General features: G+C 42.9%; 22 protein-coding genes. 14 read left to right on the top strand and 8 right to left on the bottom strand.

Features of this window, described 5'->3' with window-relative positions:
- Positions 1-4: 4 nt before the first annotated feature.
- Positions 5-3,037, bottom strand: coding sequence for an efflux RND transporter permease subunit (locus tag BN1067_RS01870; protein ID WP_053217235.1), 3,033 nt, complete (start codon positions 3,035-3,037; stop codon positions 5-7).
- A 451-nt stretch (positions 3,038-3,488) separates the two neighbouring features.
- Here BN1067_RS01870 and BN1067_RS01865 point away from each other — a divergent pair, with 451 nt between their 5' ends.
- Both BN1067_RS01865 and BN1067_RS01860 read left to right on the top strand, forming a co-directional pair.
- Complete coding sequence (locus BN1067_RS01865; RefSeq protein WP_053217234.1) at positions 3,489-3,683, top strand: hypothetical protein; 195 nt, start codon at positions 3,489-3,491, stop codon at positions 3,681-3,683.
- A gap of 20 nt (positions 3,684-3,703) precedes the next feature.
- A complete protein-coding gene (locus BN1067_RS01860) occupies positions 3,704-4,000 on the top strand; it encodes a spore coat protein (RefSeq protein WP_053217233.1) in 297 nt (98 codons plus the stop codon).
- Positions 4,001-4,134: 134 nt separating this feature from the next.
- Here the strand turns inward: BN1067_RS01860 and BN1067_RS01855 are convergent, their stop codons facing one another.
- Positions 4,135-4,473 (bottom strand): helix-turn-helix domain-containing protein, encoded by a 339-nt coding sequence (locus tag BN1067_RS01855; RefSeq protein ID WP_053217232.1) that lies wholly within the window; start codon positions 4,471-4,473, stop codon positions 4,135-4,137.
- Between the two features lie 239 nt (positions 4,474-4,712).
- Here BN1067_RS01855 and sda point away from each other — a divergent pair, with 239 nt between their 5' ends.
- Both sda and BN1067_RS01845 read left to right on the top strand, forming a co-directional pair.
- Complete coding sequence (gene sda, locus BN1067_RS01850) at positions 4,713-4,844, top strand: sporulation histidine kinase inhibitor Sda (protein ID WP_110943260.1); 132 nt, start codon at positions 4,713-4,715, stop codon at positions 4,842-4,844.
- Between the two features lie 948 nt (positions 4,845-5,792).
- Positions 5,793-6,536, top strand: coding sequence for an HAD family hydrolase (locus BN1067_RS01845; RefSeq protein WP_267893593.1), 744 nt, complete (start codon positions 5,793-5,795; stop codon positions 6,534-6,536).
- A gap of 43 nt (positions 6,537-6,579) precedes the next feature.
- Here BN1067_RS01845 and BN1067_RS01840 read toward each other — a convergent pair whose 3' ends face one another.
- The 4 genes from BN1067_RS01840 to BN1067_RS01825 all read right to left on the bottom strand — a co-directional run bounded on the left by BN1067_RS01840 (position 6,580) and on the right by BN1067_RS01825 (position 8,401).
- Entirely contained in the window at positions 6,580-7,035 is a 456-nt protein-coding gene (locus tag BN1067_RS01840; RefSeq protein WP_199868450.1) for an aminoglycoside 6-adenylyltransferase, read from the bottom strand.
- A gap of 11 nt (positions 7,036-7,046) precedes the next feature.
- Entirely contained in the window at positions 7,047-7,652 is a 606-nt protein-coding gene (locus BN1067_RS01835) for a YdcF family protein (protein ID WP_053217230.1), read from the bottom strand.
- Between the two features lie 171 nt (positions 7,653-7,823).
- Positions 7,824-7,970, bottom strand: a complete 147-nt coding sequence (locus BN1067_RS01830; protein ID WP_110943259.1) for an anti-repressor SinI family protein — start codon at positions 7,968-7,970, stop codon at positions 7,824-7,826.
- Entirely contained in the window at positions 7,970-8,401 is a 432-nt protein-coding gene (locus BN1067_RS01825; protein WP_324777775.1) for a helix-turn-helix domain-containing protein, read from the bottom strand. Before BN1067_RS01825 ends, BN1067_RS01830 begins: the two co-directional genes overlap by 1 nt.
- A gap of 266 nt (positions 8,402-8,667) precedes the next feature.
- Between BN1067_RS01825 and BN1067_RS01820 the strand changes: the two genes are divergently transcribed.
- The 8 genes from BN1067_RS01820 to BN1067_RS01785 all read left to right on the top strand — a co-directional run bounded on the left by BN1067_RS01820 (position 8,668) and on the right by BN1067_RS01785 (position 13,499).
- Positions 8,668-9,285 (top strand): CalY family protein, encoded by a 618-nt coding sequence (locus BN1067_RS01820; protein ID WP_053217228.1) that lies wholly within the window; start codon positions 8,668-8,670, stop codon positions 9,283-9,285.
- 115 nt (positions 9,286-9,400) lie between these two features.
- Positions 9,401-10,279 carry an amyloid fiber anchoring/assembly protein TapA gene (tapA, locus tag BN1067_RS01815; protein ID WP_053217227.1) on the top strand — a complete coding sequence of 293 codons (879 nt, stop codon included), beginning with the start codon at positions 9,401-9,403 and terminating at the stop codon, positions 10,277-10,279.
- Complete coding sequence (gene sipW / locus BN1067_RS01810; protein WP_053217226.1) at positions 10,276-10,872, top strand: signal peptidase I SipW; 597 nt, start codon at positions 10,276-10,278, stop codon at positions 10,870-10,872. Before tapA ends, sipW begins: the two co-directional genes overlap by 4 nt.
- A 25-nt stretch (positions 10,873-10,897) precedes the next feature.
- Positions 10,898-11,560, top strand: a complete 663-nt coding sequence (locus BN1067_RS01805; protein WP_053217225.1) for a TasA family protein — start codon at positions 10,898-10,900, stop codon at positions 11,558-11,560.
- Positions 11,561-11,661: 101 nt separating this feature from the next.
- Complete coding sequence (locus BN1067_RS01800; protein ID WP_053217224.1) at positions 11,662-11,958, top strand: DUF5658 family protein; 297 nt, start codon at positions 11,662-11,664, stop codon at positions 11,956-11,958.
- 36 nt (positions 11,959-11,994) lie between these two features.
- A complete protein-coding gene (locus BN1067_RS01795; protein ID WP_053217223.1) occupies positions 11,995-12,216 on the top strand; it encodes a hypothetical protein in 222 nt (73 codons plus the stop codon).
- A 105-nt stretch (positions 12,217-12,321) separates the two neighbouring features.
- Positions 12,322-12,849 carry a hypothetical protein gene (locus BN1067_RS01790; RefSeq protein WP_053217222.1) on the top strand — a complete coding sequence of 176 codons (528 nt, stop codon included), beginning with the start codon at positions 12,322-12,324 and terminating at the stop codon, positions 12,847-12,849.
- A 137-nt stretch (positions 12,850-12,986) separates the two neighbouring features.
- The gene (locus BN1067_RS01785) at positions 12,987-13,499 is read left to right on the top strand and encodes a GNAT family N-acetyltransferase (protein ID WP_053217354.1); all 513 of its coding nucleotides are present in this window, start codon (positions 12,987-12,989) and stop codon (positions 13,497-13,499) included.
- A gap of 28 nt (positions 13,500-13,527) precedes the next feature.
- On the opposite strand, the gene BN1067_RS01780 is transcribed toward BN1067_RS01785, so the two are convergent.
- Positions 13,528-13,755 (bottom strand): DUF2164 domain-containing protein, encoded by a 228-nt coding sequence (locus BN1067_RS01780; RefSeq protein WP_053217221.1) that lies wholly within the window; start codon positions 13,753-13,755, stop codon positions 13,528-13,530.
- A 97-nt stretch (positions 13,756-13,852) separates the two neighbouring features.
- Here BN1067_RS01780 and BN1067_RS01775 point away from each other — a divergent pair, with 97 nt between their 5' ends.
- Entirely contained in the window at positions 13,853-14,071 is a 219-nt protein-coding gene (locus BN1067_RS01775; protein WP_053217220.1) for a YdbC family protein, read from the top strand.
- Positions 14,072-14,162: 91 nt separating this feature from the next.
- Entirely contained in the window at positions 14,163-14,798 is a 636-nt protein-coding gene (locus BN1067_RS01770) for a uracil-DNA glycosylase (protein ID WP_053217219.1), read from the top strand.
- A gap of 52 nt (positions 14,799-14,850) precedes the next feature.
- On the opposite strand, the gene BN1067_RS01765 is transcribed toward BN1067_RS01770, so the two are convergent.
- Positions 14,851-16,326, bottom strand: coding sequence for a UDP-N-acetylmuramoyl-L-alanyl-D-glutamate--2,6-diaminopimelate ligase (locus tag BN1067_RS01765; protein WP_053217218.1), 1,476 nt, complete (start codon positions 16,324-16,326; stop codon positions 14,851-14,853).
- Between the last annotated feature and the right edge of the window lie 109 nt (positions 16,327-16,435).

Below are 16,435 nucleotides of genomic sequence, written 5' to 3'. Positions count from 1 at the left end.
TACCTTATATTGCTTTATTTTCCGATGAAATAGCCGGTTGTTGTTCCTTTGTTGCCTTCTTCCTGGTGAAAAGGCGGTAAACTGCGGGAATCAGAAATAACGTGATAAAGGTTGCGAACAAAAGCCCGGATATGATGACCGTTGCCATAGGCGCCTGGTAGTTTCCGGAAGTACCGGTTGCCAAGGCCAATGGCAGCATTCCGCCCACCGTGGTAAACGTAGTCAGGAAGATGGGACGAATTCGGTTCTTCCCTGCTTCTACCAAAGCCTCTTCTGGACTGTGTCCCTGTATACGTAGTTGATTGGTTCGGTCGATCAATAAGATAGCATTGTTCAGCACAATACCGATCAGCATGACGATTCCCATTCCGGACATGATGCTCAACTCCCGTTGGGTGAGGAACAGACCGACAATTACTCCGACTACCGTCATGGGTATAATCGACATGACAATCAGCGGATGGGCAAGGTGGTTGAACTGGACAGCCATCACCAGGTAGACGAGGAAAATGGCCAAAAGCAGAATGACAGCCATGTCCATCATTAATTCCTGCTGCTGTTCCAAGTCTCCCGCTGTCGAAATGGAGTAGCCATTCGGAATTTCAAAATCATCAATCAGCTTTTGCACTTCCCGATTGATCGTCCCCAAGTCTTTATCTTGAATATCGGCAGAGATGGAAATATAGCGTTCGCCATCTGTGTGGGAAATTTCATTCGGTGTTTCCACTGTTTTTAGCGAGACAAACTCAGCAAGATTCTGTTCTCCTTCAATCGTTGGGATTTTCTTTTCCAATAACTGCTTACTACTAGTCGTTTCGTCTTGCCAGCTCGCCTTCAGGGGAATGGTTTCATCTTCGATTATCATTTCGCCGACTGGCATGTCAAGAAATGCTTGCTCAATATACTGTTTGATTTGCATTTGCGACAAGCCGGCATCTTCAATCCTGTCTTTATTCAATTCTACCAGCTGTTCGGGCGAGGAGTTTTCCATTGAATGAGTAACTCCGACGATGCCATCTATAGCTTGTAAGTCCGTTATAAATTGATTGGCTAAAACGTTTAACTCCGTAAATTCCTCTCCTGCAATATTTATTTGAACAGGATAACCTCCTCCACCGGTCATCACGTTTTGAACACTACTCAGCGGTGTCTCATCCTCAAGATTTCGCAAAGACTCCATAATGTCTTCATTGATTTCTTTTTGATCACGGGTAATGTCTTTTCCGGTGGTCATGTTGATAATGGCGTACAGCATATTACCGTTGTCCATGATGTAATTAGTTTCCACGTCGTCGATTTCCTGAAGCGTTTGATTCACCTTCTGGATCAGTGCTTCCTTTTCTTCCAGGGAAATGCCGGTTTCCGTGTCTACCATCAATTCCGAATAACGGTTGAAAACGTCCGGCATGATAGTCATCGGAAGTTTGGTTACTAGGAAAAGAGAGGCGGCAAACATGATGAAAAACATTCCGATGACAGCCAGGCTGTAACGTTTTTTACGGACTGTCCATGCCAGTAGGTGCTGGTATAACCGCAACATCTTTCCATCTTTTTGGGAGACTTGTTTATTGCGTAGTTTCAAGAATTTTTCTGATAAAGCGGGAATTAGTGTAAACGATATGACAACCGAACTGGTTAAGGTAAAGACGACGACAAGCGATAACATGATCATGAATTGAGCGATCTCGCCGCCAAGCAGTCCGATTGGAAGAAAGACAACAATGGTTGTCAGCATGGATGCAAATACTGCTGTAGCCACTTCTTTAATCCCTTGAATGACGGCCTGTCGGTTTGGCAGTCCGGTTTCCTTTTTGCGATAGATCGATTCAAGGATGACGATGGAAGAGTCGACCATCATCCCGATTCCTAAGCCAAGGCCGATCAACGTCAACATGTTAAAACTATAATCAAACAGCCACATTGCGGTAAAGGTTAGTAAAATCGAAGTCGGGATCGACAAAGCAATAATGGCTGTTGCCCGGAAACTGCGTAAGAATAAAAGTAAAACCGCAATGGCAATGACGCCGCCTATTAAAATGTTGTTGCTGACACCGTCAATCGCATCCTGGACGTAGTCAGCCTGGGCGACCATTTCATGCAGGTTGAATCCGGAATCGAGCCCTTCCTCTTCGATTGCTTTTATTTCATCCCGGACCGCCTCGGCCATTTCGATTTGACTGGTCTCTGCAGACCGTCCAACTTGGACAAAAATAAAGTCCCTGCTCCCGTTTTTCCAGACAAAGGAAGCTTCCTGAACAGGTTTTAACGAGACATCTGCAAGCTCTTTTAAAGGGACCAAACCATCATTAGTGGTAATCTCCGTGTTTTCTATATCTTCAATTGATGTGTAAGTCGTATCCCAGCGCAGGGACGGTGTGTCTTTGTCCTCGCTGAATTCCCCGACAGTTGCCTCACTGTTGGCTGCCTGGACAGCTTGTATGATTTGTTGGGCATTTAATGAGTGTTCGGCCAGCTTTTGTTCATCAAACGCCAGGATAGCTTCCCGTTCCTCAATGCCGGAGAGAGAGACATCGCTTACTTCCGGCAAATCTTCCAACCGGGGTTCCAGTACATCCTTTGAGAAAGCGGTCATTTCTTCCATCGATCCATCGGATACATCCAGATAAAATTCATAGCTTTGGTTGGAGCCGAACCGTCCACTTTCTATATGTTCGATTGCAGGTGTATCGGCAGCGGCAGCATTCACCGTTGTCTCTACCTTTGGATATAAATCGTCCCCTTTTCCACTGTCAAACGTTAACTGGAAGGAACTCCGGCCAATACTTGTCGTCGATTCAACATCCGATACGCCTTCCATGGCCAGCAATTGGTTTTCAATAGGGGTCGTAATCGAGCGCTCTACATCGGCAGCGGACATCTCACCAGCAAGAATCTCAATGTAGGCGCCGTCCATGTCAATTGCCGGCATTAATTCTTTATCCAGCTTTACGATGGCATAACTGCCAACCATCAAGACCAGTACTGCCATAAGTCCGATCAAGATTTTTCTTTTTAAAATAAATTCCACTAGCTTCATTTACATTCTCCTTTATCGGTTATCGGAAATACGCACTTTTGAACCACACTATTAACCTGAAGAAAGCGCAGTAGTGGGAGTGCTTAAGGCCAAGTTAGATGAAAAATGTTAATTCATTAGGATAAACAGTAAAGAATTCATGAATCCTTTAGCAAGTATGAATGGCCTTGTGTTCACGTGCTTTTCCACTGACTATTTCTATCTTACCGTTAGCGTTTTTCTTTCATAATGATCTCCCGATGTATCTCATCTAAGACTTTAGACGGAGGAAGCAGGTATTATGCCAGAGGAAAAGCCGCTTCTTTGGAATGAAGAAGCGTTGGTCACTCTGGCTAGGTGTGGGTACATGGAGATATGCATTTGTGATCCATTCACAAGGGTGATTTTGATTGGGAGGGACCAAGGGGAATAAGAAATATGGAAACAAACCCTTATCATAAGGAGGATAATAATGGCTTCCAATAAGCTTGCCTTACATGAAACACTAGAAGTGCATGAGATTCTTACATTAAAGCAATCAACGATTCTCAAAGCCTATGCAATGAAATCGTTAGTAGAAGACGATACCTTGAAACAAATGTTGGATAATGAAGTGAGTCGTTCGGAAAAAGCGATGAAAGAACTGGAAGAAGTGTTGGGTAGATAAACAAAGAAGGGATGGTATGTATGGAACTATTGGAGAAATTAAAGACAGCCGGTAAAATGCGCGATGAAGTCATTGCGACGGATTTCCTCGTAACGGCTAAAGCTGCCGTAAGGACATATGCAGTTGCTATCACAGAAACGGCTTCTCCAGAAGTCAGGGAAGTGTTGAAAAAACAATTGGATGAAGCAATTGAAACGCATGCGAAAATCGCCAACTATATGATTAAGAATGAAATGTACCATGCTTATGATTTAGAGGAACAACTATCTCACGATAAGGAAAAGGTGCAAAAAGCCTTGGAAATGGTCAATGGATAAAAGAAAGAATAAAGTCCTGTACCCAATTGCTAAATTGGGTCAGGGCTTTTTTGATTGGGATATGTATATCTTATGGAATATGTCTAAGTGAACCGCTGATTGATGGAGAATGTTTCCATGCAGCGGGATGTACATTATTTATTATGATTTTTCCAGTTCAACATCACTTCTATGATTTTGATAATTGCTTGACGATCTTCTTCATTCAAGTCATTTACTAGTAATAGCGTGTTTATCTGCTCATCATTAACCGCTTCGGCAAGATGGAAAAGTTGCGAAATGGGAACCTCCAAAGCCATAGTGATTTTATGGATGGTGTGGATCGTAGGGTTTTTCTCGCCTCTTTCAAGTTGCCCAATATAGGTTGGATGTAATTCGGCTAAATGCGCCAGTTCTTCCTGGCTGAGTTCCTGATGTTTTCGGAGTACTCGGATCCGTTCACCTATAACTTTTGTGATTGGCTTTTGGGGCATTCTATCACCTCTATAAAAAATATACATGGAATTATCAAACAATCGAAGATACTATAGATAGTGTTTTGTGAACGTTGAAATACTATAAGTATTTTAGTAAAATGTTAGTAGGCAATTGTTCCTATCGTGCGAAGTGTAGGTGGTTTCTGACGGATTTAGGATAGAGAAAAAGAATTTGCTGTTACAACACGACACTACTTTCAACTTAATGAAATAACTATTGGTTAAAGGTGATGTAAATGTTTGATAGCTTGTCAGATGATATTTTGGTGGATGCTTATTTGAAGGCAATTGAACTCGATTTGGAAAAGGATTTTATTCACCTGTTGGAAAATGCTTTGGCTTGCCGGGGATTATGCATTCCGAGATAGTGGGACATGATTGTCATCGAACTTGCTACGGAAGCGAAAGGTTGATTGCTTCAAAAGGAGCAGCCGACAATTAGGAATCCTGCGGGTTTAAGTACATGGATAATAAGCATGAAATTAGAAAGGCGCCCCCTATAGGGAGCGCCTCATTTTTATGAACACTATAAGCAACTTGTTTTCTGTCAACAAGTATCATAACCAAATGAATGTTGCCGCGGTATAAGTTCCACCTGGACGTTTTTAAAACTTAAACGACGTAAGCCCTACCTCTCTTACATCCTTACGGCTCCGAAGCCGATCCAGTGTGAATAAGTGTTGCTAAAAACTAAGCAGAATGCCAGTTTCATGAGACTTGTCATCCTTTAAATAAGTTACTTCTTTGGCGAAGTCTAATGTTAAATATAACATTCTGCAGGTGGAATGTCAATACTCTATCCCTTACATGTTCACTTCCATTATGTGCACATCAGAAATATACCCATGATAAAAGAATATTAACCCCAAAACAAAAAGATTGATAAAAAATGCCCAGATAGATTAGGTGGAGGGGACAAGTTGAGGGGACAGTCCCCAAAAAGGAATAAACATCGGAAAACCGGGTAAAAGAAAGGGCGGAGGGTCAGGCCCCAAAAGCTACAAAGGAGAGAAACAAATCGATTTGGGGACAGACCTTGGAATAGGAAAAACATTGATATAACAGCAATCTATAGCAATAGGAATGCTGATTTGCGGGGATAGGGGACAGTCCCTCCTATGCGCCGGCATGACGAAAATACACCTATTTTGTGGGAGAAGGGACTGTCCCTGGTTTCTGTCCCCGGTTTTCTCCGGGCGTTTTGTCATCCTAATTAAACTACTCCAATCTGCTGGACTGGCAGTTTTGGCGTTTTGTATTATAATAGGGTGGGTTGAGGAATTTATACAGATGATTTCATACTAAAAGGAGTTGTTTTGGTGGTAAGTAAACCTGACATAAAGCTAATTGCACTAGATATGGACGGAACATTGCTGAATTCAAATGATGAGATTTCGGAAGCGAACCGCAAGGCGATAACAGAAGCGCGCAATCAAGGAGTGGAAGTTGTCCTTTCCACCGGGCGCCATCGGACATCCTGTGAGACACATGCAACCTCTTTGAATCTGTCCTCCTATTTAATCACGGTAAATGGCAGTGAGATTTGGACGTCCGAAGGAGAACTGGTACAACGCCAGTCTTTAGATATCGATACGATTAAAAAACTGGTGGACCTGAATGAACGATATGGTACACGTGCATGGATGGCCTCGACAGAGAAAGTCTTTAGAGGTGAGTTTCCTACCGACTTGGAAAGATATGAATGGTTGAAGGTAGGCATTGATATAGACAGTGAAGAGGTCAAGGACCGAATCCTGGAGGAACTGGAAGATAACGAGTTGCTCGAATTGAGTAATTCCCATCCAATGAATATCGAAATCAATGCTGTTGGAATCAACAAAGCGAGGGCTTTGGAAAAAATCTGTGGGTTGATGGGTATTACGCTTGAGCAGGTAATGACTGTAGGCGACAGTCTCAATGACATCAAAATGATCCAGGAAGCAGGACTAGGCGTAGCAATGGGCAACGCCCAGGAAGAAGTAAAACAGACCGCCGACTGGATCACGACAGATAACGATCATGATGGGGTTGCCAAAGCAATTGAGCATTGGGTTCTCTAATCTCCATGAATAAAAACGCTTGGATATCAGCATCCAGGCGTTTTTAATTTGCAGCATTTCGATTGTCGTACAACAGATGAACAAGCTTTGTGGCATACGCAGCAGCTTCATCAGGATAATCGATTTCCAACAGGTTGCATACGTCGGTGGAAATATCGCGAAAATAAAGCATGGTTCTATGCAGAGCTTCCCACACTTCCTCTTTTTCATAACGTGCAAACAGATTTGAAAATGCTCCGGCGACGTTTGGGTCCGTCCATTGTTCAAAAAAGCGATAACCGTGCCATACCTCGAAACCAGTGCCTTTTCTTGCTATTGTCTGAATTTTTATCATGGAAACAAGGCAATTTTTCATATAACCATCACAAATGGACTTCCCGTCCAACAGTTCTCCACGCCGGATTTTTTTTGCTGCCAAATAAGCATGGTACCAAAAATCAGGAATGAGGTTTTCAATATCCTGGCTGGCCATCCAAAGGTTACTCGAAGCATTATACAATTCCTCCTATATTAATTGCTGATTTTTTCATCAATTAAAGCACCCTGCTTCACATAGCGAATGATTTTCATTGCCTCTGCATACGCGCGTTTTCTATTATGTTCGGTTTGATACCAATTGTTTTTACCAGGTAGAAGATCATCCGAGGCACTTAGAGAAAAGGATATCCAATCCGGCATGTACGTTTTCATGGTCAAATAAAGTCTTTTCATATGATAAGAAGCAGTTACCACCAGCAGCCTTTCTACTTTAAAGAGATGGAATGCCCGATCCAGGACGAGCAGGGAGGCGAGTACGTTTTCCAGCGTATGCACAGAGAGTGTTTCGGTTAAAATGTGTTCTTTGGGGATTCCCAATGCGATGGCTTCGTTTTTTAATTCGATTGCTTCGGGGACGGATTTACCGTCCCAAATCACTCCACCAGAAAACAAAATCTTCCTGGCACGCCCTTGATTGAAAAGCTCGATCGCTTTAGGCAGTCGGTTTTGGACAGCCATGCTGCTGCCGGCAACAAAGATACAATCACCGTTTTGGCAGTCATCTTCTATATCGGTAAACAATAACTTTTCCAACTGGGCATCGGTAAGTTTTTCTTCGTTTAGCTCGGAAATGTACATTTTTCACCTCACCTCCTGTGAATAGTTGTCTTACTCCAAAATATGAACGATGTAGTTTAAATGTATCATAACCATTAGGAATTTCAGCGCCTTTTTCAAAAAGAAGAATCGGCGATTGAGACATTTAAGTAAAAAGCCTAAATCCTTTAAGATTTAGGCTGGTCATCCAGGTTACTTTATTGTTTTCTCTTTTTGCCTGGTATTTGTATGGAGAAAGTACCGAACCTCTTCCGTAGTCATACCAAGCCCTTTGGCATTGATGATCAGTTGCAGCCATTCCTGGTCCAGAAAATCCGATTTCTCTTTTGTTTTTCTCATTATTTTCCTCCGTTATGGATATTTTCTTTTCCATCCAGCCAATTCTTGAATTTTACGTATTCCAGGAGATCGCGAAAGTCGTCCTTACTCATTCCTTCATCGATAGCTTTTTGAAATAGTCCCTCCCATTCTTTGTCCAATTTCGGCGTTCCCTTTACTGGTTCTTCTGGCTGCTGACCCAACAGGTAATCAATACTCGTGTCGAGCGCTGAAGCGATCTTGGAGAGGATTTGCAGTGACGGATTCTGTTGTATGTCACGCTCTATGTAACTTAAATAAGACTTAGACACCTTCGCCGCCCTTGCAAGATCTGTTATCGAGTACCCTTTTTTCTTTCTTTGGTTTCTAACCCGGTTACCAATCATGGCTTTCTTCCCATCTTTGGTTGTAATAAAGAACAGAGCAAAAGCATACATTGTTGTTTTGTTCATTATATAAAACATACCGTTCTATAAAAAATACAAAAAATTAAGAAAACAGCCGATAATTCGTGAAAACGAACGGAAACGGTTCTTAATTAAGAAATTCGGACGAATTTGCGGTTTTAAAATCTATCTGTTATGGCATATACTCCAATTGTCAGTTCTTTAAAAAGAACAAACGAAAGCTGATCAACGAACAATTCATTCTTTGTTTGCAACTCCTTCAGTAGGTAGGAGTTCAAAAATATAAAAAGGAAGAAAGAGGAGGAGAAAGAATGAGCGTTAAAAAGAAATTAGGTATGGGAGTTATGTCAGCAGCGCTAGGTTTATCTTTGATCGGGGGAGGTACATATGCGTATTTTAGTGACTCCGAAGACACGAACAGTACCTTTGCGGCTGGTATGCTAGACTTGACTGCAGAGCCAACTACGATCATTGATGTAGATAACCTGAAGCCGGGCGACTGGATGACAAGGTCTTTTGAATTGCAAAACACAGGGACTTTAGATATTGCGGAAGTTCTGTTACACACTAGCTATACAGTGGGTGATGCAGAAGACAATAACTCGGAGGATTTCGGAAAACATATCAGAGTTAACTTCCTATGGAACGACGACAAGGCTACGCTTCCGCCAAACGATTTACTATCCGATGATATCATCTATAAAACCACTTTGGCAGAGTTGCAATCCATGTCTCCAGATGCAGTCGAAAACCATATTTTCATTCCATGGCTGGAAGAAAACGATGGCTTGCAAGCTGGTGACTCCGATACGCTTTACGTACAGTTTGAGTTCGTAGACAACGGTGAAGACCAAAACGAATTCCAAGGAGACTCTTTAGAGCTTACATGGACATTCGAAGCACATCAAGAAGCTGGTGAAAGAAGATAAGCTGACTTTCAGGAAAGGCGAGCGACCCTCGCCTTTCCATCCTTATTCTTTCTCATGAATAGACGATCCGCTTTGTATATTGATAAGAAAGAATAAATTATAGGGAGGCTGCCTCATGCGAAGCTCGCGTTTAATGAAATACAAACGAAAGTACAAAAAAGCTGTAATAGCCCTGCAAATCCTGGCAATCTGGTATGCTGTCGTCTTCAGTGCGGCATTGCTGACATCTCCGACTGGGGCATATTTCAATGATACTGCCGTAGCGTTTACGACCATTCCAATTGGCGAGTGGGAGGCGGATGAGAAGGATAGTAGCTCGTTGGTTTTCCCTAATGAAAATAACGATCAAAATATAAAAACCTGTGAACCAGAAGAAATCCAGGTCAAGCTGAAAAACGGCGGGGGAGAAATGCAGGCAACCTCCACTTATGAAGTGTACTATGCCGTTAAAGGGAATCCGAAAAAAGGAGAAAGGCTGGAGCTGGAAGCGGATGAAGGAACGATAGAGAAATTGAAAGAAGGAGAAGAGGTTGAACTGATATTTTTAGCAGAAGAACCAGGAAACTATAAATTCAAAGCGTATCAAGTGGAAGGACATAAAGGCAGTGGAGAACTTTGGAGTGAAACGATCACCATAGAATGCCAGCAACAGAACAAGTCGGAAACCGGAAATGAAAAACAGGCAGAGGAAAAGACCGCAGAAGAACAGACTGAGCAGAATGATCAAGCAACTGAAGAAAAGGACAACAAACAACCGGATGTAAACAAAGATGATGGGCAAACAACCGATGAAAATCAACAGGAATCAGACAAAGCAACAGATGAAAAACAGGAAGAATCGAATGAAAAAGAGGAACAGCAAACCGACAAGGAAAAACAGCCAGAGGCGAAAGCTGCGAACACTGAAACGGAAGCTACTAACTTGCAAGCAGAAAATACGAAGGATGAGGAAGCTTCTGAATCCAAAGAAAAAGGCGAGGGTGACAAGGAATGAAGAAAAGATCTAAATGGATCATGAGGTGGCTCAGCCGACTCGTAACATTCACATTATTCGCGACGCTCTTGTTTATGGTTTTCGTGGTGATTTCCTCGAAAGCTTCGGGTGGAGAGCCGCAAGTATTGGGCTACCAGTTAAAGTCGGTTTTGTCGGGGTCGATGGAGCCTGGCATCAAAACTGGTTCGATCATAGCAATCAAGCCGGGCGGTGATATGAAAGGTTTTGAAAAAGGTGATGTTATCACGTTTCAGACAGAGGAAAATCTACTGATCACACACCGGATTATCGATGTTACCAAGAGCGGAGAAAATGTCCTCTATGAAACAAAAGGGGATAACAATGATGCAGCAGATAGAGAACCAGTTCTATCACAAAATGTTATCGGGGAATATACCGGATTTACGGTTCCTTATATCGGTTATTTGATAAGCTTTGCCCAATCAAAAGAAGGAAGCGCGCTGCTTTTGATTTTGCCGGGGGTTTTGCTGCTCGGTTATGCCGGGTTCACGATTTGGCAGACGATCTCCCAGCTTGATGCTAGAAGTAAAAAGGGAGCGTTGGCAAAACAGGAAGAAACAACGGAATCATAATTGATATAGATAGAGGGTGATAAGGATGAAAAACAAAGCCCGGCTTCTTTTCACATCGGCATGTGCGCTGGTGGTGTTCATCATGGTGTTCTCCACAGTAGGTTATCATAAGTCATTTGCCAGCAGTAACGAGATAGACATTGAAACCTTGCCGAAAGATATCCTGTTCGATGTAGACAATATGAAACCCGGTGACTGGGCAACGAGAACTTACACCATCCAGAATCAGGGGACCATGGACATGGATTACTATCTTTCAGCGCAGTTTAAATCAGGATCGGAAAAATTGTATAAAGCCTTGAGACTTCAAGTCAAAGATGGAGAAAAGTCTTTATATAGTGGAAGCCTTGCTGATTTTACAGAGCTGGAAAAAAGATCGCTGACAGCGAGCAATCAAGAAAAGTTGACGTTTACGGTCCAATTCCCAGAGGAGCTTGGGAATGATTTTCAAGGCTTAGTCAGTGATTTTTCGATCAATGTAAGTGCGGAAGGGACTCCGCCAGTCGGGGCAGCACCAGACAATGGTTCCAGTGAATCCGATCGTACAGGAGCCAGCGAAGGAAAAGGTCTTCCGGACACAGCGACGCACATGTACAATCTGTTGATCGCAGGTACCGCTCTATTCCTTGCTGGAGCAGGCGTTTATCTATATAGCCGACGCAGCAGGAAAGACATCAAAATAAGTTAGGTGAAAAAGGTCTTGCATTACCCCCAATAATCAGGGCCTTTTTCTATACAAGGGGCGTTCTTTCAAAAGAACGCCCTTTTTTGAAGAATGGGGGAAGGTGAATGAAAGGATGCTTCCTGTACCTGGCATTGCTTAATTTGCTGGATACTTTGATTACCTTCTTTGGAATCGAGTCTGGCTATATATCAGAAGCAAATCCATTAATGTACAGTCTCTATCAGACTGGCCCGTTTTTATTCTTATTCGTGAAAATTTCCCTGTCTTTCGCACTTGTCGTTTTTTGTACCCTTCGAATACTGCCAACGTCAGGGATTGTTAAATTTTTAACTTGTACAGCAGCATTGCTGTACTCAGTTATTTGTCTGTTGCACGGTTTCTGGTTATGGCAGCTTACTTAATGTCATATCCATAAGAAAATGAAGGAGGTTTTTTTCATGTATCGAAAAACGTGTGACCGCTGTTATCAGTTATCCTACAGCAGTACCAAAATCGGCAAATGGCTTTGTCCTGTCTGTAATCATGATCTGACCAAACGGAAGGCGCGCAATCCGGGTGATCCTCGTGATTTGCCGAGGAATGATTATCAGGCAAATAAACTGAAAGTGCGATATAAACAACTTCCAGATAACCCGCCGGCCATTTCTACATATATTTAACAATAATTGCTGGAGATTGGACTGCTCGTACCGACAAACGGCGACAAATATATTATACTTAGGATATAAGACGCTGGGTGACAACAGAAGAAAGGAGCGCTGAGCATGTCTTTGCATATGTTGATCAATGGGATTCCATTGGAGGCGTACAAATGGGAAGAAGAGCAGTCGGACCAGTATAGGTTAACGATAAATGTCAAATTGACCAGAGAAGATTATCAAAAGCTCGATCAACTAAGAGAACAATCGGTAAAGGACGGAGAGGGTTTCCACGTAATGATCGCTGATTATGTGAAACCGATGCGCTTTGGTAAAATCATTTATTCCGACCACGGAGATTTTATTAAATGGAGAGCCACTTTGATCGAAAAAGACAGAACAAAAGAGTTACATGATTTTTATGGAAAGCAAAACAAAAAGGATTTGGCGGAGACAGTCGTCAAGCTGAAGCAAGCCAATGAAAAACTGCTTTCCGTTTTACAGGATAAAGGCATTTTAACGAGTGATGAGGCAAAACAGGCTGGTTTCGAGGGCGAGAGAGACCTTGAAGCGGGTGACATCGAATATTTTCAGGTCGAAGATATCGATTTCTACTTGGATAGAACCGATAAAAAGCAATCAGTAATACATTAAATCCATAGATGGAGCACTTCTTTTTGACAGTTGAAAGGAGGTGCTTTTTGTTTGGATGCAACTTGATGTCTATTAGAGATGCTGATAGGGGAATGATGATCAATAGAAAGAAATCTAGCGGATTGGGGAAATGTCGAATGACTGTTGTAATGAAAACAGAGCGGCTGCGAATAAGGTTGATGAAGTGGGGGGACCATGCCAATATTATGAAAATCTTTTCTGATCCTATTGCAATGCGTTATTATCCCAGTACCAAAAATGAAGAGGAAGCCAACTTTTGGATTAATTGGACACTTGATAATTACCGGAAATTCGGTGTCGGTTTGTGGGTTGTAGAAGCTTCTTCTACCGGGGAATTTTTAGGGATGTGCGGATTGGTGCCGCAAAAGATCGATGGAACAGTTCGAATGGAAATCGGTTATTTGTTTGTGAGGAAGCATTGGGGACAGGGCTACGCAACAGAAGCGGCACTGGCATGTAAGGATTATGGATTTGACTATTTGAAATGTCAGGAACTGATTTCTTTGATTGATCCTGACAACCGGCCGTCAATAAAGGTTGCCAGGAGACTGGGGATGGATTACATAAAAACCATTAGGAAATGGAATAAGGCGATTGCGATTTACCAAGTATGGAATAGGGAAGCATAGTGGATAGTCTTGGAATTGGCTTTCTAGTTCATTTCTGAATTTCAAAGATGTCTTCCAGCTTTGAAGACATATAGGCGTGGGCATCCTCGATGCCTAGATTGTAAAACTTAGGAGCAAGCTTTTCCATAAAAAAATCCAAAATAAGCGAGGCTGCCAAATCACCTAATTCTTCGTTTCTTTCTTCGGAAAAATACGTTTTGATGGCAGTGGTCATCTCTTCTTTTTGCTGAGGTGTCAATTCGAAGTTTTGTTTCATTAGAAAAACCTCCCGGGAATGATAAAATAGTAGTTAGTTTGAGTATAGCAGAGTCAAATGGTGGAAGATAGACAGAAGAAGAGGAGGCAACATGTTTATGGCCGGGTTAGACTATGAAATCATCGAAACCATTGGAGTAATCTCCGAATCCCAGAAAGGCTGGAAAAAGGAATTGAACTTGGTGAGTTGGAACGGCAGAGAAGCCAAGTATGACATCCGCGACTGGGCACCGGATCACGAAAAAATGGGAAAAGGCATCACCCTAACCAAAGAAGAAGCAGAAAACCTAAAAAAAGTACTCGAAAATATTGATTAAAGTTTATTTGGGGTCAGTCCCCCACCAAGGTAGCGCTGCGTCGTGTTAGAGTGTTGGGGGACTGACCCCTCGTTGATAAGGAGTGTGTAGGATGCTTTCGGAGGATTTGATTGCGTTGGCGATGGAGCGGATGCGTCCATATGCTTGCGAGGGATTTGTGCGGGGGCGTGGGCCACGAGGAGCAGACTTGATGTTTGTCGGCGAGGCACCGGGAAAAACGGAGCTGGAAGTCGGGAAGCCGTTCACCGGGCAGGCCGGAAAGGTTTTTTCCGGATATTTGGACAGGCTTGGTGTGACAAGAGAAGAAGTATTTATTACTAGTGCGGTACGCAGCCGGCCTTATAAAATCATCGAGAAAGTGGTTGATGGCAAAAAGGTCATCAAAAATTACAACCGTACGCCCAATAAAAAAGAAATACTTGCGCATGCCCCGATATTGGATGAAGAAATAAGGCAAGTTCAGCCGAAAATACTAATCCCCATGGGCAAGACCGCAGTATGGAGATTGACTGGATGGAATACAAGCATGCAGGAAATAACCGGCCGTTTGTTTGAAACATCGATTATGGAACTGGAGAGTCTAGACCAAAAGACATACCGCCCGACAAAAGAGAAATATTCGGTTTTTCCGATCTACCATCCGGCAGCGATTTTGTATGCACGACGATTGGAAGCGAAAGCTTATCAAGATATCGATCAGTTGAAACAACTAAAGGACAGCATCTGATTTGGGTAAACCCCAATCAGATGGCTGTCCTTTTCTACGTTATTCCTTGATTCTATTCGACGCTTCCATATTTAAGCAGCGATTGCTCCTCGACGATTTTTCGGTCGCTGTGCGGATACTTGGTATCTTCGATAATCTGATAATCCTCTTGTCCTTTTCCGGCAAAAATCAGAATATCTCCCGGTTCGCTCACTTCGATCGCATGGCGGATGGCTTCCTTGCGGTCAGCGATCAACGCATAATTGGCATGCTTCATTCCTTTTTTCATATCCCGCAAGATCGTTTCTTCATCTTCAAATCGAGGATCATTGATTGTCAGGATGACATAATCTGCACGCGAAGCTTTTTCAGCCATCGCCGGACGTTTGTATTCATCACGATCCCCGCCTGTACCAACCATGAAAATCAACCTGTTTTCTTTGAATGGCTGTACGGAATCAATTGCTTTGTCAATCGCATCAGGTGTGTGGGCATAATCGATGTACATCGATACAGGAGCTTCAATTGCCACCTTATCCATTCGTCCATCCACCGGATCGAGTTCCCCGATAAATTGGACCAGTTGTTCCACCGGGACCCCGTAGGCATACAGTGAGGCCATAGCTGCCAATACGTTATACACATTGAACTCACCAAGCAAGTTCATCGATACCGTATAGGATCCTTCCGGAGAATGCAAAGTGAATACCGTTTTATCCGGATAGTATTGGATATTTTCCGCTTGGAAGTCGGCAGGCGCTCGCAGGCTGTAGGAAATAACCTCCGCTGCGGTAATTGTCCTGTACGTATCGAACCATGCATCGTCTTTATTCAATACGGCATATTTGGTTTTGGTCATGTCTTGTCCCAATTGGGCAAACAAAAGCCCTTTGGCATAGCCATACTGTTCCATTGTATCGTGATAATCCAAATGGTCATGGGTTAAATTGGTGAACGTCACAACGTCGAAGTCCACTCCCCATAATCTGCCCTGGCTTAAACCATGGGAAGAGACTTCCATAGCCATGTGGTCGATGTCCTGATCCATCGCACGCTGTAGGATCTTTTGATTTGTCAATGCGTCGCAAGTTGTATTGTTGCTCGTTATTTGTTCATCTGCTAATTCCACACCGATGGTTCCGGAAACAGCCGATTTTTTGCCGTTTTTTTGTAAAAGGGAGTGAATCAGATTGGTCACTGTCGTTTTACCGTTCGTCCCGGTCACTCCAAACAATGTCATTTTTGTTGAAGGAAAATCATAAAAATGATTGGCAAGGATAGCGGTGGCTTTGTAGGAATCATTCACAATGACAAGTGCTGTCTTATCCAAGTCGACATCAAGCTTTTTTTCAGCAATGATGACAGAAGCGCCGTTATCGATCGCCTGCTGGAAGTAGTCGTGGCTATCCACAGTAAATCCACGTGTACAGATGAAAATGCTGTCCGGCTCTGTCTGCCTCGAGTCGTTATGGATCGCGGTCACTTCCTCAGGCAATGTTCCGTATATTTGTTTGATTTTAAGTGATGACAATAGTTCTGCTGTTTTCATATCGCAACCTCTCAATCCATAATGTCTATCTGCTTGTCCTATTTATGTAGGAGTTTTCTGCTTGTTAGGAGGAGGGCTTCTCCAATAGTACCCTTATACCCAAGAGATC

The sequence above is a fragment of the Virgibacillus senegalensis genome (assembly GCF_000821245.2).
In the GTDB taxonomy this organism is placed as follows: domain Bacteria; phylum Bacillota; class Bacilli; order Bacillales; family Amphibacillaceae; genus Sediminibacillus; species Sediminibacillus senegalensis.
Note: the sequence above shows the minus strand (reverse complement) of the source record. Positions and strands in the feature narration are given on the sequence as shown.